At 61.9% G+C, this 19889-nt stretch carries 17 protein-coding genes; 7 read left to right on the forward strand and 10 right to left on the reverse strand.

The genetic code is table 11. From position 1 onward, the window contains the following. Positions 1 to 2: 2 nt before the first annotated feature. On the reverse strand, positions 3 to 2963 hold the full coding sequence (uvrA, locus tag GJB56_RS08845) for an excinuclease ABC subunit UvrA (protein WP_024487477.1): 2961 nt from the start codon (positions 2961 to 2963) through the stop codon (positions 3 to 5). A 174-nt stretch (positions 2964 to 3137) separates the two neighbouring features. Between uvrA and GJB56_RS08850 the strand changes: the two genes are divergently transcribed. Continuing rightward, on the forward strand, positions 3138 to 3824 hold the full coding sequence (locus GJB56_RS08850) for an MBL fold metallo-hydrolase (RefSeq protein WP_113684193.1): 687 nt from the start codon (positions 3138 to 3140) through the stop codon (positions 3822 to 3824). A 28-nt stretch (positions 3825 to 3852) separates the two neighbouring features. Here the strand turns inward: GJB56_RS08850 and GJB56_RS08855 are convergent, their stop codons facing one another. Further along, positions 3853 to 4317 (reverse strand): DUF2716 domain-containing protein, encoded by a 465-nt coding sequence (locus GJB56_RS08855; RefSeq protein ID WP_230091160.1) that lies wholly within the window; start codon positions 4315 to 4317, stop codon positions 3853 to 3855. A gap of 217 nt (positions 4318 to 4534) precedes the next feature. Here GJB56_RS08855 and GJB56_RS08860 point away from each other — a divergent pair, with 217 nt between their 5' ends. From GJB56_RS08860 to GJB56_RS08870, 3 genes are all read left to right on the forward strand, one after another. Then, positions 4535 to 5467 carry a DoxX family protein gene (locus GJB56_RS08860; RefSeq protein ID WP_003944048.1) on the forward strand — a complete coding sequence of 311 codons (933 nt, stop codon included), beginning with the start codon at positions 4535 to 4537 and terminating at the stop codon, positions 5465 to 5467. Positions 5468 to 5599: 132 nt separating this feature from the next. Next, entirely contained in the window at positions 5600 to 7882 is a 2283-nt protein-coding gene (locus tag GJB56_RS08865) for a HelD family protein (protein WP_020969733.1), read from the forward strand. A gap of 83 nt (positions 7883 to 7965) precedes the next feature. Beyond that, positions 7966 to 8427 (forward strand): DUF732 domain-containing protein, encoded by a 462-nt coding sequence (locus GJB56_RS08870; RefSeq protein ID WP_019748626.1) that lies wholly within the window; start codon positions 7966 to 7968, stop codon positions 8425 to 8427. Position 8428: 1 nt separating this feature from the next. On the opposite strand, the gene GJB56_RS08875 is transcribed toward GJB56_RS08870, so the two are convergent. From GJB56_RS08875 to uvrB, 3 genes are all read right to left on the reverse strand, one after another. Next, on the reverse strand, positions 8429 to 8881 hold the full coding sequence (locus tag GJB56_RS08875; protein ID WP_019748627.1) for a universal stress protein: 453 nt from the start codon (positions 8879 to 8881) through the stop codon (positions 8429 to 8431). A gap of 188 nt (positions 8882 to 9069) precedes the next feature. Next, positions 9070 to 9945, reverse strand: a complete 876-nt coding sequence (locus GJB56_RS08880) for an SCO6745 family protein (RefSeq protein WP_029538185.1) — start codon at positions 9943 to 9945, stop codon at positions 9070 to 9072. Positions 9946 to 9990: 45 nt separating this feature from the next. Next, complete coding sequence (gene uvrB / locus GJB56_RS08885; protein WP_019748629.1) at positions 9991 to 12153, reverse strand: excinuclease ABC subunit UvrB; 2163 nt, start codon at positions 12151 to 12153, stop codon at positions 9991 to 9993. A gap of 86 nt (positions 12154 to 12239) precedes the next feature. On the opposite strand from uvrB, the gene GJB56_RS08890 reads away from it, so the two are divergent. Beyond that, positions 12240 to 12758: a DUF402 domain-containing protein gene (locus GJB56_RS08890; protein ID WP_113684194.1), complete on the forward strand. Its 519-nt coding sequence runs from the start codon at positions 12240 to 12242 to the stop codon at positions 12756 to 12758. A gap of 4 nt (positions 12759 to 12762) precedes the next feature. Here the strand turns inward: GJB56_RS08890 and coaE are convergent, their stop codons facing one another. Next, the gene (coaE, locus tag GJB56_RS08895; RefSeq protein ID WP_113684195.1) at positions 12763 to 13977 is read right to left on the reverse strand and encodes a dephospho-CoA kinase; all 1215 of its coding nucleotides are present in this window, start codon (positions 13975 to 13977) and stop codon (positions 12763 to 12765) included. 159 nt (positions 13978 to 14136) lie between these two features. On the opposite strand from coaE, the gene GJB56_RS08900 reads away from it, so the two are divergent. After that, positions 14137 to 14352, forward strand: coding sequence for a hypothetical protein (locus GJB56_RS08900; RefSeq protein ID WP_003944056.1), 216 nt, complete (start codon positions 14137 to 14139; stop codon positions 14350 to 14352). Positions 14353 to 14526: 174 nt separating this feature from the next. Here GJB56_RS08900 and rpsA read toward each other — a convergent pair whose 3' ends face one another. Further along, entirely contained in the window at positions 14527 to 16014 is a 1488-nt protein-coding gene (gene rpsA / locus GJB56_RS08905) for a 30S ribosomal protein S1 (protein WP_019748632.1), read from the reverse strand. Positions 16015 to 16352: 338 nt separating this feature from the next. Between rpsA and GJB56_RS08910 the strand changes: the two genes are divergently transcribed. Then, the gene (locus tag GJB56_RS08910) at positions 16353 to 17198 is read left to right on the forward strand and encodes a class I SAM-dependent methyltransferase (protein ID WP_007728737.1); all 846 of its coding nucleotides are present in this window, start codon (positions 16353 to 16355) and stop codon (positions 17196 to 17198) included. A 3-nt stretch (positions 17199 to 17201) separates the two neighbouring features. Here GJB56_RS08910 and GJB56_RS08915 read toward each other — a convergent pair whose 3' ends face one another. From GJB56_RS08915 to GJB56_RS08925, 3 genes are read right to left on the reverse strand one after another with little or no spacing between them, the layout of a single operon-like run. Continuing rightward, positions 17202 to 17963, reverse strand: coding sequence for an amino acid ABC transporter ATP-binding protein (locus GJB56_RS08915; protein WP_003944053.1), 762 nt, complete (start codon positions 17961 to 17963; stop codon positions 17202 to 17204). Next, a complete protein-coding gene (locus tag GJB56_RS08920) occupies positions 17960 to 18916 on the reverse strand; it encodes an amino acid ABC transporter permease (RefSeq protein WP_003944035.1) in 957 nt (318 codons plus the stop codon). The genes GJB56_RS08915 and GJB56_RS08920 overlap by 4 nt, the downstream gene beginning before the upstream one ends. After that, a complete protein-coding gene (locus GJB56_RS08925) occupies positions 18916 to 19788 on the reverse strand; it encodes an ABC transporter substrate-binding protein (protein ID WP_060939346.1) in 873 nt (290 codons plus the stop codon). The genes GJB56_RS08920 and GJB56_RS08925 overlap by 1 nt, the downstream gene beginning before the upstream one ends. Positions 19789 to 19889: the final 101 nt, after the last annotated feature.

Raw genomic sequence — 19889 nt, forward strand, 5'->3', positions numbered from 1 at the left:
TACTAGCTCACGGAAGCAGCTTTCTTCCGTGGCGCCGCCTTCTTTGCGGCAACTGCCTTCGTTGCACGCTTCTTGGTGATCGGCTTGGCCTTGACGGGCGCGTGCTGTGCGGTGAGAACCTCACTGAGGAACTTGCCCGTGTAGCTCTCGGGGACCGCGGCAACGTCCTCCGGTGTACCTTGCGCCACAACGGTTCCGCCGCCGGATCCACCTTCGGGCCCCATGTCGACGACCCAGTCCGACGTCTTGATCACGTCGAGGTTGTGCTCGATCACGATCACGCTGTTGCCCTTGTCGACCAGACCGTTGATCACGATCAGGAGCTTTCGGATGTCCTCGAAATGCAGACCCGTGGTGGGCTCGTCGAGGATGTACACCGTGCGACCGGTGGACCGCTTCTGCAACTCGGCGGCCAGCTTGACGCGCTGCGCCTCACCACCGGACAGGGTCGGAGCCGGCTGACCCAGTCGGACATAGCCCAGTCCGACGTCGACCAGCGTCTTGAGGTACCGGTGAATAGAGGTGACCGGCTGGAAGAACTCGGCTGCTTCCTCGATGGGCATGTCGAGTACCTCGGCGATCGACTTGCCCTTGTAGTGGACCTCGAGCGTTTCGCGGTTGTACCGAGCGCCGTGGCATACCTCGCAGGGCACGTACACGTCCGGCAGGAAGTTCATCTCGATCTTCAAGGTTCCGTCGCCGGAGCACGCTTCGCAGCGTCCGCCCTTGACATTGAACGAGAATCGGCCGGGCTGGTAACCGCGGACTTTCGCTTCCGTGGTGGCCGCGAACAGGGTTCGAATCTTGTCGAACACACCGGTGTACGTCGCCGCATTCGATCGCGGAGTCCGGCCGATCGGAGACTGATCGACCTGCACGAGCTTGTCCAGCTGATCGAGACCGTTGATTCGTGTGTGACGGCCAGGCACCTGGCGTGCACCGTTGAGCTTGTTCGCCATGACGGTCGCGAGAATGTCGTTGACCAACGTCGACTTGCCCGAACCGGAGACACCGGTGACAGCGGTGAGAACACCCAGCGGGAAACTCACGTCGATGCCGTCGAGATTGTGCTCGCGAGCTCCGACCACCGTGACCTGACGTTTGCGATCCACCGGCCGACGAATGGCCGGAACCTCGATGAAGCTGCGACCCGACAGGTAGGCGCCTGTCAAAGACTCTTCACACGTCAGCAGTTCTTCGTACGGTCCGCTGTGGACGACCTTGCCGCCGTGCTCGCCGGCGTACGGTCCGATGTCGACCACCCAGTCGGATGTACGGATCGTGTCTTCGTCGTGTTCGACGACGATCAGCGTGTTGCCGAGGTCGCGCAGGCGCGTCAGGGTTTCGATCAGTCGCCGGTTGTCACGCTGGTGCAGCCCGATGGACGGCTCGTCGAGCACGTACAACACACCGACGAGTCCGGATCCGATCTGCGTTGCCAAGCGAATTCGCTGGGCTTCGCCACCGGACAACGTGCCCGCGGCTCGCGAGAGGGAAAGGTATTCCAGGCCGACGTCGAGCAGGAAGCCGAGGCGCGCCTGAACTTCCTTGAGGACCTGACCCGCGATTGCCTCTTCACGCGAGCCGAGAGTGAGGCTGTTCAGGAAATCCGCGCAATCGGAGATCGACAGTTCACAGACCTCGGCGATGGACTTACTGCCGAAGTCTCCCGCCGCGATAGTCACCGACAGGATTTCGGGGCGCAGGCGAGCACCACCACACGCCGGGCACGGGGTGTCGCGCATGTACCCGTCGTAGCGTTCCTTCATCTGATCGGATTCGGTCTGTTCGAGCCGGCGGTGCAAGAACGGCATCACACCTTCGAACTCCGCGTAGTAAGAACGGGTACGGCCGTATCGATTCTTGTACCGGACGTGCACCTGCTCTTCGCTGCCTTCGAGGATTGCTTTGCGGGCCTTCGCCGGCAACTTGTTCCACGGCGTCTTCATGTCGAATCCGAGAATGTCGCCGAGGCCGGACAGCAGGCGTCCGAAGTACTCGGAACTCTGGCCCATCGACCACGGCGCGATTGCACCGTCTTCGAGACTCAGGTCAGGATCGGGAACCACCAGATCCGGGTCGACCTCCTTGCGGATACCGAGGCCGGTGCATTCCGGGCAGGCGCCGTAGGGCGAGTTGAAGGAGAACGAGCGCGGTTCGAGATCGTCGATCGCGAGTGCGTGGCCATTCGGGCAGGCCAGCTTCTCGGAGAAACGACGCTCACGATCAGGTGCATTTTCTTCACGGTCGACGAAGTCGAGGACCACGATGCCTTCGGCCAATCGAAGTGCGGTCTCGACCGAGTCGGTCAGGCGCTGCTTCGAGCTCGCCTTGACCTGCAATCGGTCGACCACTACTTCGATGTCGTGCTTTTCCTGTTTCTTGAGCTTCGGCGGATCTGCGAGTGAATGGACGACTCCGTCGACGCGCACGCGCGAGTAGCCCTGGGTATTGAGCTGATCGAAAAGGTCGACGAACTCGCCTTTACGGGTACGGACTACCGGTGCGAGGACCTGGAACTTGATGCCCTCTTCCATCTCGAGCACCTGGTCGACGATCTGCTGCGGGGTCTGACGTGCGATCTTCTCACCACAGACCGGGCAGTGCGCCGAACCTGCGCGGGCATAAAGGAGCCGGAGGTAGTCGTAGACCTCGGTGATCGTGCCCACCGTCGAACGGGGGTTGCGGTTGGTCGACTTCTGGTCGATGGACACCGCCGGCGACAAACCCTCGATGAAATCGACATCGGGCTTGTCCATCTGACCGAGGAACTGACGCGCGTATGCCGAGAGTGACTCGACGTAGCGACGCTGACCTTCGGCAAAGATCGTGTCGAACGCGAGGCTGGACTTGCCGGAGCCGGACAACCCGGTGAAGACGATCAGGCTGTCTCGCGGGAGGTCGAGATCGACTCCTCGCAGATTGTGCTCACGCGCACCCCGCACGATCAGGCGATCCGCCACACCAATTCCCTTCATTGTCAATCGTCCGGGGCCGTCCCCCCGGAGAAGTCTCGAGTGGCCGCGCAAACGCGAGTCCTCGAGCGATCGTCATCGTAAGCCGAGCCACCGACACGTTTTTCTCACCAGGCGAGCCCATCGCTCTACCTGCCCCTATTCGAAGGTAGCCTGCGTTTCATGACGAATCAGCCCATCGTGATCGACGACTCCTACACCGGTCAGGTCTCCCCCGATTCTGCCCCTCAGCGGCGCACAGTCGACGGTGCCGTCATCACGAAGATGTCGGTCGGCCCCATGGACAACAACACTTACCTCGTCGTCTGTTCCGCGACCGGGAAATCTCTCCTGATCGATGCGGCCAACGAGGCCGAGAAGATCATTGCGCTCATCGAACAGGAAGCACCTGTTTTCGATTCCATCGTCACCACCCATCAACACGGCGATCACTGGTTGGCTTTGCAGGACGTCCACGCTGCCACCAAGGTGCCGACCGCCGCTCACCCTCTCGACGCGGAGGTCCTTCCCGTCACCCCGGACGTACTCCTCGAAGACGGCGACAAGGTGACAGTAGGCAATCTGAGCCTCGACGTCATCCACCTGTCCGGCCACACGCCCGGTTCCATTGCGTTGGCTCTGACCGAACCGAACGGGCAGGTCCGCCTCTTCACCGGCGACTCACTCTTCCCCGGCGGCGTCGGCAAGACCGCCGACCCCGAGAAGTTCACTTCCCTGCTCGACGACGTGGAAAACAAGTTGTTCGGAAGGTACGACGACGCGACTGTCGTCTACCCCGGGCACGGCAAGGACACGACGCTGGGTACCGAGCGCCCGCACCTGGCGGAATGGCGCGAGCGCGGTTGGTGACGTTTCACCTGTTCCGTACTAGACCCCGCTAACCGACTTCCTGACTATCGACCTGTTCACCGTCGACGCGAAGTCGCGGAAGCCAGGTCGACAGAGTCCGGCCGAGTCCTTCGACCATCCGTTCCCCGAACACACACAGCGTGCGTTCCCACGGATGGCCGAAGGTCCCCTCCGTGAAGTCGTCACGACTGAATATGTAGTAGTCGCCGTTCGGATAGATCGGGACACGCCACTCCGCCAACTCTTTCGCGGCAGCATGCGCCTCCGCGTCGAAGGTGTAGCCCGGATGCTGCCAGTCCAGAACGACGAAGTTGGGATCGTCGTTCCAATCGGTGACAAAACAGCGCAACGCTTCGGCGTTGATCGCATCCACGCGAGCGGCCCACGCCCCTGGAGTCGCAGCTGGCGCCGCACCCAAATCGAAGACCACGGCCGGCGTCGGCTCAGCGATACCTTCGTGGTCACAACACCATCGTGCTCGAACGGTGCGCATTGTGTGACACCGTCGAACACGCCGTATGCGGATACGCGGTAACGGATACTTCAGAACGGTGTGTCCGGATCGGTGGAGAAGTCATCGACGCAGTACAGCGCGCTTCGGCGACCAGGAATCCGTCAACCGGGTCAGGCGTCGCGGGATCGCCGAACCGGACCAATTCCTTGTGAGATCGCTAGGGTGGAAAACGAACCTACATCGGGAGGCTTGAAACATGCTGGTACGTCGAATTGCTCGTCCACTGCTTTCCACGATCTTCATCGCCGGGGGAATCGATGCTTTGCGCAACCCCGCTCAGCGAGCAGCCAAAGCGTCACCGCTGATCGACAAATCCGTCGAGACGCTGCCAGGAGCAGTGACGCAGAAGGTGCCTGCTGATCCGGAAACACTCGTCAAGATCAACGCCGCCGTCCAGATCGGCGGCGGTGCCCTGCTGGCCACCGGCAAGGCGCCGCGCCTCGCGTCGTTGGTCCTCGCGGGGAGCCTGGTACCGACCACGCTTGCCGGTCACGACTTCTGGAACGAAACCGATCCGTCACTGCGAGCGATGCAGCGGACCAACTTCATCAAGAACGTCAGCCTGCTCGGCGGACTGATGATCGCGTCCGTCGACACCGAGGGCAAGCCGTCGCTCGGCTGGCGTGGCCGCCGCGCCGCGAAGAAGGCTCAGGCGTCTATCGCCGCGGCACTTCCGTTGGTCGCATCGCAGACCGATCACACGAGCGATCGCGTCGAACACGCTCTGTCGGTGGCGTCCGAACGCGGTTCCGAACTTGCCGAAACCGCGAAGGCGCACGGCACGGATTGGCTCGAACTTGCCAAGGAGCGCAGCTCCGAGTTCGCGGAGATCGCGAGCAAGCGTGCCGCGGAATTCGGAGAGGTCGCCAAAGAACGCGGCCCGGACATCCTCGAAGTCGCGCAGAAGCGCGGCTCCGAACTGGCCGAGACCGCACGTGAGCGCAGCGCCGAACTGGCAGAGCTGGCGAGCAAGCGCAGCTCCGAGTTCGCCGAACTCGCGCTCGAAAAGAGCAACGAGTGGGCAGAAACGGCGTCGGAGCAGACCGAGGTGCTGGGTAAGCGTGCCCGAAAGCGCGCCGAGAAGGCGCTCGAAAAGGCTCGCGCCAAGAAGGACGAATTGACGCACTGAGTGCACCGAAAAACACGGTCAGGCCACCTTCGGGTGGCCTGACCTGTATCTATGCGGCAGTTCATCTGGGGGAACTAGACTGTCTTGGCGCTTTTGCAGCGCGTGAATTTCTCATCAAGCCTAGGAGATCCTTTGCCCGACGCGGACCCGTCACTGAACGAGCAAGAGCTCGAGCAGCAGTACGTGACGATGTTGTACTCCCGTCTCGACGATCTTCGAAAGTATGCCCAAACTCGCTTGAGCACGGTCCTCCTCGAGACCGGCGGAACCCCGCAAGCACGCAGTGAACGCGAATCCTTCAATGCCATGTACACCGAGGATCTCGCCAAGTACGACGCAGCCGAGAACGGAATGTGTTTCGGACGCATCGACTTCGACGACGAGCGACGCTACGTCGGCCGACTCGGCATTCTGGACACCGACAACGACTACGAAACGCTACTGCTCGACTGGCGAGCTCCGATGGCACGCCCGTTCTATCTGGCGACGCCCGCGGCACCTGAAGGCGTGAAACGACGACGCCATATCCGCAGTCGGAGCCGAACAGTCACCGGAATCAACGACGAATACCTGGACCTCGACGCTGCCCGAGCCGCCGGCGTGGTGACCGAAGCCGGCGGCGTCGCCGGTGAGAGCGCACTCCTGGACGCTCTGAACGCAGCGCGTACGGGTCAGATGAACGACATCGTCGAGACCATTCAGAGTGAGCAGGATGCCATCATCCGCTCCGAGCACAAAAGCGTTCTGGTGGTCCAGGGCGGTCCGGGTACCGGCAAAACCGCGGTCGCCCTTCACCGTGCCGCGTTCCTGCTCTACACCTACCGCCAGCAACTGGCCAAGGCCGGTGTTCTCATCATCGGGCCGAACGCGACGTTCCTCGACTACATCAGCCAGGTCCTTCCTTCACTCGGTGAGACCGGAGTTCTGCTCTCGACGATCGGGGACCTGTACCCCGGAGTGCGTGCGACTCGTACGGATTCCCTCGCCGCCGGTGAGATCAAGGGTTCCCTCGCGATCCTCGACGTACTCAAGAACGCCGTCCGGGATCGGCAGGAAGTCCCGTCGAAGCCGATCACCCTTCGATTCGACACGTACGACTTGAAGCTGGATCGCAAGACTGTCACGAAGGCTCGCGGACGTGCTCGGTCGTCGCGTCGCCCACACAACCTGGCGCGCCCGATCTTCGTGGCAGCAGTCATCGAGGCGTTGGCACTGCAGATGGCCGAACTCATCGGCGGCAACCTCGTCGACGGCGGCTCACTCCTCAGTCGCGACGACATCGCCGACATTCGCGACGAGATGCGTGAGGACGCGGACATCATGTCCGCCATCGGAAAGCTGTGGCCTGAATTGTCGCCGCAGCAAATCCTCGCGGAACTGTGGACCTCTCCGGCGAGGTTGGCCAAGGCAGCGCCGCAACTCGACGACGCCCAACGCGACGAGCTTCTGCAGAGCGTCGGACCGGGTTTCAGTGCGGCAGACGCTCCCCTCCTCGATGAACTGGCCGAGATCCTCGGAGTCGACGATGCCGCCGAACGCGAACGCGCACAACGTGAATGGCGCGCGCAGATCGCCGACGCCCAGGGCGCCCTCGACATCCTCACCGGCTCTGCACCACAGGATCTCGAAGACGAGATGGACCCCGAGATCTTGATGGCGTACGACTTGATCGACGCCAGCCAACTCGCCCAGCGCCACGATCAGGGCCAGCGCCAGACCACGGCAGAACGCGCTGCCGGCGACCGAACCTGGACCTACGGTCACGTGATCGTCGACGAAGCCCAAGAGCTCTCCGAAATGGCGTGGCGAATGCTGATGCGGCGCATACCGAATCGCTGGATGACGTTGGTCGGCGATACAGCTCAGACCGGTGATCCCGCGGGAACCTCGTCCTGGCAGAAGATTCTCGAGCCTTACGTCGCCAAGCGCTGGAAGCTCACTGAACTGACCGTCAACTACCGAACTCCCTCGGAGATCATGGATGTCGCGCACCGTGTGCTCGAAGAGATCGACCCGGAGCAATCCGTGCCCCGGTCGGTACGCGACAGCGGATTCGCGCCGTGGGCACTCAAGACCACGGCCGAAGAATTGGAATCGACCGTGCGCCGTTGCATCGAGTCCGAGTCGCATCCCGGTATCACCGCAGTGATCGCCGGTTCCGAGGTCGTTGCCGATCTGGCGGGCATTGCGAGTGAGACCGTAAGTGTCCTGTCGGTCAAGGACGTCAAGGGACTCGAGTTCGACACCGTGTTGATCGTCGAACCTGCCGACATTCTCGACGAGTCACCACGCGGAATGAACGACCTCTACGTCGCGTTGACCCGCGCTACCCAGAGGCTCGGCATCATTCACGTCGAGTCGCTCCCCGCGGTTCTCGACGGCGTCGCGGCAGCAGAGTTGGCCTTCGATTCGTGAGCCTCACGGAGTAGGTTCGTGCGTGACACCACGAATCGTGGTGTCACCCCAATTTGTGTCGACGACTGAAGGAATGACCCCTCGTGCTTGGCCTGCCCGCAAGTTCCGCCGCACCCTTCCGCAAGATCGCTCGCGTGGTGATCGGTGTCGGGATGCTTGCGGCGGTGACAGCCGGTTGTTCAGAGGATGATTCGAGTTCAACGGCTGCTGCAGGCAGCGACGACATCGCTGCCGTTGCTGCCGCACCGACCGAAAAACCGGTAGACGATGCAGAACGGCTGCGGGCGGCGCTTGCATCTACCGGGGTCAAGCCAGCCTTTTCCGACGACATGTTGCAGGCGCTCGGTGACGGTGTCTGCCAGCAGCTCGCGGCCGGCACGGATCGAGCGATGATCATCGCGAATCTGCGGACGGTATCGCTGAACGGCGCGAGCGAACCGATGGTCACCACCGGAAACGACTCGGCCGCATCGACAACGCCCCCCAGCGCCGATCAGCTGGCTGAAGTGTTCGTCGATGCGGCCGAGGCCGACTACTGCCGGTAGGTCAGCGAACGGTGTGCACGATCAGGACATCGGATGTCGCCTTGCGCGCCGCATCGGAAGGCACCGATCCGAGCAGACGCCCGGTCAGTGTGTTCAATCCGCGATTTCCGACGACCAGCAAGTCGCCCTTGACCTCGTCGAGCAAGGCGAGAAGCGATTCGACGGGAGCGCCGACGATAGCGCGCTCGACAACATCCTTGGCACCCTGGGCATGTGCGCGCTCACGAGCGGTGCGAAGGATCTCGTAGGTCGGAGCGGAACCGGTGACCTGGTAGGCCTCGTTACCCAACGCATCAGCGGCAGCGCTCACGTCCTTGGGATCAGCCGGGTAGTACGCACATGCGATGACGAGCTGAGCGTCCGAGCCACTGGCAATGGCGGCAGCTCTGTCGACTGCCTTCAGTGACGACTCGGAGCCATCGGTTCCTACGACAACGGTCCGGTAGGCACTCATTCATTCCTCCATGGTTACGGGACGGACGGTACGGCCGGCACCGAGCGCAACGCTGTTGCGCCCGCTCGACAACCGCTGCGCTGACATTAGCGGGATTGTGCCGCGGATAGTGTTATTTGCAGTACACGCCACAAGCCCACAATGAATGTGATTCTTCGTCACAGACACATTTGTGCGGCGGTGACCACTCAGCGAAGTTTGCCGAAGCGGGGCCCGAACAGCGCCGCCGGAAAAACTTCCTGCTCGACCAGGGCGGTACGCCACGGCGTCGCCAATTCCAGCAACCGCTTGGCACCCTCCTCACCCAGCGCATCCCACGGAGCCAAAGCGAGGTCGTCTGTCAGGTCTTCGACGACGTCACGCAGTTCCTGCCCGTCCTCGGTCAGTGCACCGGACGAACGATCCAGCAGTTCGCGGTCCTTCAAACTCTCGACGGCCTCGTCCCACTGTTCCTGCGACCATCCGCGGCGAGTCTGCGCGAACTTGCGCTGAAACCCGATTCCCGTCGCGGTGTGCGTGATCAACGCGTCCAGGCCGTTCAATCCCGCGGTCTGAAGAGCCGCAATGTGGCCGTCGCCGCGATACTCACGCAGCAGTGTCAGCGCGTGCCAGAAACGCAGGTGCGGTTCGGTCGGCCAGTCGAGCGACGCCCAACCCGCGTACAGGGGGCGGCCGTCCACTCCGGGGATGTTCTGAGCCGCGATCGACACGAGTTCGGCGGCCTCGGCCATGTCTGCCGATCCTGTCACGTCCGCACCGAACAGGCGGACGTACGCCGCGTCGATTGCCCGATACCGCGCGGCGACAACCTCTGTGGGCCTTGCCAATTCCCAGGCACGTGGGATGACGCTGGCGATCAGTTCGGGATTGAAGTTGAAGAAGGTGGCCGTGACGACAGTCGCGGGTGGAGCGCCGAGCGGTGCTGATCGCCCCGCGAAGTACACCATTCGGCCGGGCTCCAACCCGACGCCGACAAGCTCCTTCTCCGTCTCCGGGACGAAGTACGCCAACGAGTGGAGAAGTTCGAGCGTCCGCGCGGTCTTGCCTGCAGTCTGTGCATCCATACCTGAAACCGTAGCGGTCGAGAGCACGAACCCACGCGAGGCGACCTACTTGAGACCCGCGGCGTCCATCCCTCGGAGCTCCTTCTTCAAATCCGAGATTTCGTCTCGCAATCGCCCAGCCAACTCGAACTGAAGGTCGCGTGCAGCGTTCATCATCTGATCGGTGAGTTCCTTGACCAGATCTGCCAATTCGGCCCGAGGCATCGATTTGGTGTCGCGCCCCTCGTACACACCGGCACTGACCGCACGACCGGCCTCACCCTGCGCACGCCGACCACGCGTCGCATTGCGACCCGAACCACCGACGTCCACGGACGCCGCAGTGTCCTCTGCCTCCTCGTACACCTGATCGAGAATGTCCGCGATCTTCTTGCGTAGAGGTTGTGGGTCGACGCCCATCTTCTCGTTGTAGGCGACCTGCTTCTCGCGCCGCCGCTCGGTTTCCTCGATGGCCTGCGCCATGGATGCGGTGATCTTGTCCGCATACATGTGCACTTGACCGGAAACATTTCGAGCCGCTCGACCGATCGTCTGAATGAGGCTGGTGGAGCTACGGAGGAAGCCTTCCTTGTCGGCATCGAGGATCGCGACCAGCGACACCTCGGGGAGGTCGAGTCCCTCACGCAGGAGGTTGATGCCGACCAACACGTCGTACTCGCCCAGGCGGAGCTGCCGGAGCAGCTCGACTCGCCGGAGTGTATCGATATCCGAGTGCAGATACCGGACGCGAATTCCGAGTTCGAGAAGGTAGTCGGTCAGGTCTTCCGACATCTTCTTGGTCAACGTCGTGACCAGCACACGCTCGTCACGTTCGGCACGCTCACGGATCTCGTGAACGAGATCGTCGATCTGCCCCTTGGTGGGTTTGACGATGACCTCGGGATCGATCAATCCGGTCGGGCGAATCACCTGCTCGACGAACTCACCGCCGGACTGACCCAACTCGTACTTACCGGGTGTCGCCGACAGGTAGACGGTCTGACCGATCCGCTTACTGAATTCTTCCCAAGTCAGAGGGCGGTTATCGGTTGCCGACGGTAGCCGGAATCCGAATTCGACCAGGTTGCGCTTGCGCGACATATCGCCCTCGTACATGGCGCCGATCTGCGGAACGGTCACGTGTGACTCGTCGATGACCAGCAGGAAATCTTCGGGGAAATAGTCGATCAAAGTTGCGGGGGCAGTTCCGGGGCCACGGCCGTCGATGTGGCGCGAGTAGTTCTCGATGCCGGAGCAGAATCCGACCTGCTTGATCATCTCTAGGTCGTACTGCGTTCGCATGCGCAGACGCTGAGCTTCGAGAAGCTTGCCCTTGCCCTCGAGTTCCGCGAGCCGCTCTTCCAGTTCCGCCTCGATGTCCTTGGCTGCACGCTCCATGCGTTCAGGACCGGCGACGTAGTGCGTCGCCGGGAAGATGCGAACCGTGTCGACCTGGCGAACGATGTCCCCGGTCAGTGGATGTAGGTAGTACAGCGCCTCGATCTCGTCACCGAAGAATTCGATGCGGACCGCCAGCTCTTCGTAGGAAGGAATGATCTCGACCGTGTCGCCGCGCACGCGGAACGAACCTCGCGTGAACGCCATGTCGTTGCGGTTGTACTGAACGTCGACGAGCAGACGGAGGAACGCGTCGCGCGGTACCTCGACACCGACGTCGAGCTGAATCGAGCGATCGAGATACGACTGCGGTGTACCGAGGCCGTAGATGCACGACACCGAGGCCACCACGACCACATCCCGTCGTGACAGAAGGCTGGACGTTGCCGAGTGGCGAAGCCGCTCGACGTCGTCATTGACCGACGAATCCTTCTCGATGTAAGTGTCCGTCTGGGCGATGTACGCCTCGGGTTGGTAGTAGTCGTAGTACGAGACGAAGTACTCGACCGCGTTGTTGGGAAGCATTTCCCGAAGCTCGTTCGCGAGCTGAGCCGCCAAGGTCTTGTTCGGAGCCATCACCAAAGCCGGGCGCTGCAGCTTTTCGATCAACCACGCTGTTGTCGCGGACTTACCGGTACCGGTCGCACCGAGGAGGACAACGTCCTTCTCTCCCTCATTGATCCGTTTTTCAAGCTCGGCGATAGCTGCCGGCTGATCGCCTGCCGGTTCGTACGGGCTGACGACCTCGAAGCGCGCGTCTGAGCGCTCGATGTCACCAACCGGCCGAAACTCGGAATGCGCGACCACGGGATGTTCGGAAGCAAACGCCATGAAACCAGGGTAGGCGCACCCACCGACACAATGCCTGCTCGTCCGCGTTCAGCCGAAAATGCAGTTCGGCGGTAGGTTCTTCGACCATGAGCGAGGAACGTCCCCACATTCACCGGCCGAAGGTCGAAACCTTCGACATCGCAGCTCGCACCAACGTCGATCCCAAGGGTTTCGTTCGCCCGGTCGAGCACTACCGCGAAGAACCGTGGGGGCTGTACATGGCGCGCCACGCCGACCATCCCCGGTTTCACTACCTGGAGTCCTGGATCATTCCCGAACTCGGAATTCGAGCATCGATTTTCCACTTCACACCAGAGCATGTCCGCGACTGGGATTTCTATGTCGACATCGGCGACTTCACCCGCGGTGAGCAGGTCTGGACATCCGAGGACCACTACCTCGACCTGATCGTGCAGACCGGACGCAGCATCGAATTGCTCGACGTCGACGAATTGCTCGAGGCGAACACCGCCGGGATTCTCGACCCGAAGACGTCAGAGCGCGCGATGCTGAACGCGGCCCGCGCTATCGACGGCATCGCCGCCCACGGTCACGATCTCGAAGCCTGGCTCACCTCGGTGGGCATGCCGGTCACGTGGCGCTGAGCAGTTAGAGGGACCAGCCTGATTTCTCGGCCCACTCCCACGCCCGGTGGAAAGCGGCGTCGAACCACGGCGTCTTGACGCCCAGGTAGGCGTCGATCGCAGCGGCGTAGTCGTCGATGCCTGCGGCACTCTCGGCTGCCTTGACCTTGAGTTCGGCATACTCGGCACGCGCCGACGCATCGGCGCGAAGCCAGTCGCGGAAGAGGATCGCGAACTGCTGACCGGGCCAACCGTCCACCCGAATGTGAATATTCGCGCGGCGCCCTGGATCGGCACTGCCGTGAATCCGCTTTGCCCACACCGCCGGATCGGTTTCACCACCGAGGTACGACGGTTTCGGGTCGTCGGCGGCGATGTGCTCGATCCGGGGGAACCCGGCAGCGGCCAGATCTTCCGCGAGGTCGTCGGCAACGCCGAGGTGCTCGACAGTGATCTGAATGTCGATCACGTCCTTGGCATCGAGACCAGGCACCGCGGTCGATCCGATGTGATCGATACGGCGCGCGCGGTCGCCGGACGCCAGCGACAACCGGCCGATGATCCGTTCGGCCTGTGCCGGCCACGACGGGTCAGCTGGAGCCAGCTCCGGCAGTGCACGTACTACCGTGCGCTCGCGGAGATTCTTCTCGAAAGGTACAAGGCGATTCGCCCACAGGTCGCGGACCACGTCGTCGAGTGAACCCGGCTCTCCGCTGTTGTCGAGCCACACGTCGGCAACCGCACGACGCTGATCGTCATGTGCCTGCGCTGCGATGCGCGCACGAGCGTCGGATTCCGGCATACCGCGTGAGCCCACCAAGCGTCGAACTCGTTCCTCCTCGTCGACGTAGACGATGACGACCAGGTTGAACGCCGGCGCCATCGAACCCTCGACCAACAGCGGAATGTCTTGAACGAGCACTGCATCCGACGGCGCAGACGAGATCTGCTCCATCGTCCGCGCACCGATAAGTGGATGGAGGATGCCATTGAGAGTTCCGCGTGACGTGTCGTCGGCAAACGCCAACGAGGCCAGCGCGGGGCGGTTGAGGCTGCCGTCCTCGGACAGAATCCCGTCGCCGAATGCATCGACCAGAGCGGCCAGGCCAGGAGTACCGGGCTCGACCACTTCTCGGGCGATCAGGTCGGCGTCGACGATGACGGCTCCCAGTTCGCTGAGGATTTTCGACACTGTCGACTTACCGGCTCCGATGCCTCCAGTGAGGCCTACTCTCAACACACTCGACAGTCTCTCATCTCCGCGCCCGAGAGATTGAGACACGCCTACCGATCGAACACGCCGAGGCGTTCGAGGCTCAAATACCACAATTTCGGTGACCGTGCGGTTATGTTCTAGCGAACGCACCTGTACCTGCACCTTCTCGAGAAAGTGGACGCCATGCGAGCAGATCGCGACCATCACGGTCAGCACCGCCTCGGAATGCCGAACGGCGTGCACTGCATAGAGTTTCCCGAAGTTGCTTTTGCCCTGGCAGAGCACCGTCGTACGTGGTTCACGATGCTCGTGAGCCAAGGCCGACACAGCTTCGCATCGATGCGTAAGCGCACAGCCGAAGCGACCGCCACCTACTGGGTGCCTGCTCCCGCAAACTGAGTTTTTTCACGAAGTACAAAATGACCGGCAACCCTACGGTGCCGGTCATTTCTGTGTTCACTCACTGAGTTCTTCGCGCGCCAGTGGTACCTGACCGAGAAAAGAACCCCGCCCCTGCAAGTGCAGGGGCGGGGTTCTTCAAAGATCTCGCTTGATCAGATCAAGCGGTAATCCTTATGCGTTGCCCGACAGCTTCTCGCGAAGTGCGGCGAGCTGCGCATCGCTGGCAAGCGATCCGCCAGCGGACTCTGCCGGAGCGGAGCCGGCAGCAGCCGGAGCCTCAGCATCGTCTGCAGCAGCCGTCTCCGAGGAGTAGCCGGCAGCAGCGGTGGCAGCCTCAGCGGCCTCGTCTGCAGCGGTCTTCTCCATCTGAGTGGTGTGCATCTTGTGGCGACGCTCAGCCTCGGCGTAGCGGTTCTCCCACTCTTCGCGCTGCTTGTCGAAGCCCTCGAGCCATTCGTTGGTCTCGGGATCGAAGCCCTCGGGGAAGATGTAGTTGCCCTGCTCGTCGTACGAGTCGGCCATGCCGTACTTGGACGGATCGAACTCGGCGTTGTAATCCTCGTTGGCCTGCTTCAGCGACAGCGAGATACGACGACGCTCGAGGTCGATGTCGATGACCTTGACGAGTGCATCGTCGCCGACGCCGACAACCTGGTCCGGAACCTCGACGTGGCGCTCAGCGAGCTCCGAGATGTGAACGAGGCCTTCGATTCCCTCTTCGACGCGCACGAATGCACCGAACGGAACCAGCTTCGTGACCTTGCCGGGCACGATCTGGCCGATGGCGTGCGTGCGGGCGAACTGACGCCACGGATCTTCCTGCGTTGCCTTGAGCGACAGGGAGACGCGCTCGCGGTCCAGGTCGACGTCGAGAACCTCGACGGTGACCTCGGTGCCGACCTCGACAACCTCGGACGGGTGATCGATGTGCTTCCAAGACAGCTCGGAAACGTGAACCAGACCGTCTACGCCGCCCAGGTCCACGAATGCACCGAAGTTGACGATGGAGGACACGACGCCCTTGCGGACCTGGCCCTTCTGGAGCTGGTGCAGGAATTCGCTGCGAACCTCGGACTGAGTCTGCTCGAGCCATGCGCGGCGCGACAGGACCACGTTGTTGCGGTTCTTGTCGAGCTCGATGATCTTGGCCTCGATCTCCTTGCCGACGTACGGCTGGAGGTCGCGGACGCGACGCATTTCGACGAGCGAAGCGGGGAGGAAGCCACGAAGACCGATGTCAAGGATGAGGCCGCCCTTGACGACCTCGATGACGGTGCCCTTGACGGCCTCGTCCTTCTCCTTGAGCTCCTCGATGGTGCCCCAGGCACGCTCGTACTGAGCGCGCTTCTTCGACAGGATCAGTCGACCTTCTTTGTCCTCCTTGGTGAGGACGAGAGCCTCGACCGCATCTCCCACGGAGACGACCTCGTTGGGGTCGACGTCGTGCTTGATGGAGAGCTCACGAGAAGGGATGACGCCTTCGGTCTTGTAACCGATGTCGAGCAGAACCTCGTCGCGGTCGACCTTGACGATGGTTCCTTCGACGATGTCACCATCGTTGAAGTACTTGATCGTGGCATCGATGGCGGCGAGGAAGTCCTCGGCGGAGCCAATGTCGTTAATGGCAACCTGCGGCGAGGTGACGGTTGTGGAGGGCATATGTTGAATTGCTCCGGACGAGTTGTGGTCGGTTGATGGATTTTGTCGGACGAGATGCGCAACTGTGGCGTACAAATGTTGGAAGTACTTTTGTGAAGTACTAGATCGAAGTACCCAGCTGCATCAATAACGAACAACCGAATACCGGATCACATTCCACACCGCGGAAGCGCACCGCGAGCTCCCTCGGTCCAACTGATTCCGAGACCTTGGTAAAGATCCCGTATAGACAATCGGTCGGATGACAGACACTCGCGTGAGTAAGACTACGCGTCGGCTATCTTGCCGGGCAAACCCGGGTACCCTGCGCCCGCATCACCCGTTCTACTGTGTTGTACATGTCTGACGAGCGCCATGCCGCCGCCAATTCCATTCTCGGCACCAGCGGTGTCGGCCGGGTCCGTGTCGATTCCAGCGCCAGCGACCGTGCCAGCCGTGCGTGGTGGGACGCCGACGCCGACGATTACCACCGAACCCACGGCGAGTTTCTGGGCGTGAACAGCGCGGAAGGTGAATTCGTCTGGTGCCCCGAAGGGCTGCACGAGGGCGATCACCACTTACTCGGCGACATAGTCGACAAAGACATATTGGAAGTGGGTTGCGGCTCGGCGCCGTGTGCCCGATGGCTCGCCGGACACGGTGCTCGGGCCGTCGGTCTCGACATCTCGATGGGGATGCTCGCCCGCGGGCAGGACGCGATGAATGCCGGCGGACCGGCAGTCCCGTTGATTCAGGCAAGTGCGGAACTCCTGCCGTTTGCCGACGAGAGTTTCGACATCGTCTGTTCCGCGTTCGGCGCCGTCCCGTTCGTTGCCGATTCGCAGCGAGTGATGAACGAAGTCGCCCGGGTTCTGCGTCCCGGCGGATCGTGGGTCTTTGCCGTCAACCATCCGATCCGATGGATCTTCCCCGACGATCCCGGGCCGAAGGGCTTGACCGCGACCCTCCCCTACTTCGACCGCACCCCGTATGTCGAGGTCGATGACAACGGAGTCCCCACCTACGTCGAGCATCACCGCACCATCGGCGACCGGGTTCGTGAGATCGTCGCGGCCGGACTTCAGGTGCGCGACATCATCGAGCCCGAATGGCCGGAGTGGTTGGACCGCGAATGGGGACAGTGGAGTCCCCTGCGCGGCCAACTCTTTCCGGGCACTGCAATTTTCAGCGCCGTCAAACCCTGACGGCTACAGCAGCTTCGACAGGAACGCCTTGGTCCGATCGTGCTGCGGATTGGCCAGGAGTTCCCTGGGCTCGCCTGCCTCGACCACAACTCCCCCGTCCATGAACACCAACTGATCTGCGACCTCGCGGGCGAAACCCATCTCGTGGGTGACGACCACCATCGTCATGCCTTCTTTGGCCAATTGCTTCATCACAGTGAGAACTTCACCGACGAGTTCGGGGTCGAGCGCGGATGTCGGCTCGTCGAACAGCATGAGCTTCGGGTCCATCGCGAGAGCGCGGGCGATGGCAACTCTTTGCTGCTGACCACCCGACAACTGGGCCGGGTAGGCGTTGGCTTTGGCGCTCAACCCGACCTGATCGAGGAGGTCCTTCGCTCGTTCGACAGCCTTCTTCTTACTGACGCGCTTCACCTGCGTCGGCGCTTCGATGATGTTCTCGAGAGCGGTGCGGTGCGGGAACAGGTTGAAGTGCTGAAACACCATCCCGATGTCGCGGCGTTGTTTGGCCGCTGCTCGCGGGTGGAGTTCGTACAGTTTGCCGTTCTTCTCCGAGTAGCCCACCAGGTCGCCGTCGACGTACAGTCGGCCGGCGTTGACCTGCTCGAGGTGATTGATGCAGCGCAAGAACGTCGACTTGCCCGACCCGGACGGCCCGACGAGGCACAGAACTTGGCCGGGATCGATTTCGAGTGAGACCCCTTTGAGAACCTCGAGCGCGCCGAAGTTCTTACAGACCCGGTCTGCCTTGACCATCGGTGTCATCTGCGTTCTCCTCCTGGAATATCCGGGAGTGTCTCCACTACCGTTTCTTTGCCCTGTGCGTCGGCGAGTGCCTGAAGCTGGCGAGTGGTAAGCGTCCTCGTCGACCCTTTCGAATAGTGGCGTTCGACGTAGTACTGGCCGACCATGAGAACACTGGTCATTGCGAGGTACCACGTAACCGCGACCATCAAGAGTGGGATCGGCTCGAAATTTGCACCGGATATGTCTCTCGCTCGTCCGTAGAGTTCGGTACTCAACGGCACTGCGGTCACCAGCGAAGTCGTCTTGAGCAAGCTGATCAATTCATTGCCGGTCGGTGGGATGATCACCCGCATCGCCTGGGGAAGGACCGTTCGCCGCATCGTCTGGCCCCACGTCATTCCCAAAGCCACTGACGCTTCGGTCTGACCTTCGTTGACCGAGGCGATACCTGCACGGACGATTTCGGCCATGTACGCCGCCTCGTTCAATGCGAGTCCGATGACTGCGAAGAGAAACGCCGCCTGGAGATCTTGCATGTCGAAATGCACGAACTGATGGACGAACGGAACGCCGAGATCGATGCTCTTGTATATGGAGGGGAAGAGACCCCAGAAGACGAGCTGGACGTAAACGGGCGTGCCGCGGAAGACCCACAAATACACCCAGGCAGCGGACTTCAGCACCGGGTTCGGCGACAGCCGCATTACCGCGAGGACGATGCCCAGAACGATCGCGGCTGCCATCGACAGAATTGTCAGTTGAATGGTGACCCAGGCGGCCTTCGAAATTCGAGCGTCGAAGAGGTACTGGCGGTAAGTCGCCCAGCCGAACTGTTCATTGGTCGCCGAACCGTAGATAAAGAGCCCCACCAGGACCACCACCACGACTGCTGCGACCCATCGGCCCGGTCTGCGCAGTGGGATCGCCTTGATCGGCGCCGGATCGCCAGTCTCAGTTGTTGTCATGTTCATCAGCTTTCCGCGCCGTTGATCTTGGATACTTCGATGACGCCGGCCTCGACACTCCAGGTCTGCGCGATCTGTTGATAGACACCGTTGTCGATCAGGTACTGCATTGCCTGCTGCAGGGCGGGACCAAGGGCGGAACCCTTCACGATCGGCCAGCCGTACGGCGCCGAATCAAAGGGCTCACCGGCAGCTTCCATCCGCCCCTTACTCCGTTTGATCGCGTAGCCGGTCACTGGCGAATCAGCGGACAACGCGTCGACTCGACCCAGGATGAGAGCATTGGCCGCATCGTCCTGACTGTCGTACTTGATCTTCTCGATGGGCGGCTTGCCCGCAGCAACGCATGCCTCGCTCTTGGCGGGTACTTCGTCGATGTCCTCGGTAGTTGTGGTCTGTACCGCCACTCGCAACCCACACGCATTGTTCGGGTCCACGGGATTGTCCGGCCGCTGAGCCCACTGGATACCTGCGCTGTAGTACGTGACGAAGTCGACCGACTTCTCCCGCTCCTTGGAGTCGGTGAACGAAGACATGCCGAGGTCGTAGCTTCCCGACTGGATAGCGGGGATGATCTTGTCGAAGTCGGCCTGGTTATAGACAGCTTCGACCCCGAGCACAGTCGCCACTGCGTTCATGATGTCGACGTCGAAGCCGACGATTTTGCCATTCTCATCTTTGAATTCGTTTGGTGCGTAAGGAATGTTGACCCCGACCTGCAGCTTGCCCGACTCCCTGACGTTCGGGGGCAACAGGGCGGCGATCTCGGGCACCTTCTGGATGTCAAGTGGCGGCCCCTCCGGAACGAGGCCCTCGTTGTTGGTCACACACCCGCCGCACAGTGCGACGATCAAGCCCACCAACAAGACTCGCACCACGTTGGTGCGGATACGCCCGCCACTGCTCGAGCCATAACCCACGCCACGTGGCCTTGGTGCCCGTGCGTTTTCATCGACCACGACTCTGCTCTCCACTCGTC

This window comes from Rhodococcus sp. AQ5-07, from assembly GCF_009707305.1.
GTDB lineage: Bacteria > Actinomycetota > Actinomycetes > Mycobacteriales > Mycobacteriaceae > Rhodococcus_F > Rhodococcus_F erythropolis.